The sequence below is a fragment of the Shewanella sp. T24-MNA-CIBAN-0130 genome (assembly GCF_040310185.1).
GTDB lineage: Bacteria > Pseudomonadota > Gammaproteobacteria > Enterobacterales > Shewanellaceae > Shewanella > Shewanella psychromarinicola.
The window spans coordinates 1-318 of sequence record NZ_JBEOPP010000203.1 but is presented as its reverse complement, the minus strand read 5'-3'; the positions used below and the strand labels follow the sequence as shown (position 1 = coordinate 318).

1 protein-coding gene is annotated in these 318 nt (G+C 27.4%); it reads right to left on the bottom strand.

Annotated elements, in window-relative coordinates; all coding sequences use genetic code 11:
* Positions 1 to 318: hypothetical protein (locus AAEZ02_RS22080; protein ID WP_351125131.1), on the bottom strand; the 318-nt coding region annotated here is incomplete at both ends.

Here is a 318-nt window from a genome sequence, read left to right as displayed (position 1 = left end):
ACCTATTACAGGTTCACAAGATAGTTCAAAAGCCATAAATCTCTCATCAAAATCGACAAGATTTAGGTTATGGGAAAAACCATTTGTTAAATAATCAGGCAGAGGCTCATTGATCATTGACATGCCATCATCATCAATTCTGATGCAAGTTAAGTGTGCATTTTTAAACCAAATAGTAATTTTTTTTATTTTAAAATATCTACATGAATCAAAAGGCGTTCCTTTTAGTGACAAATAAATCTGCTCAAAAGAAATATTAACATCTATTCCTTTTTGTATTAATAAATAAATTTTATTTGTAAACTTAAAGTTATCAAA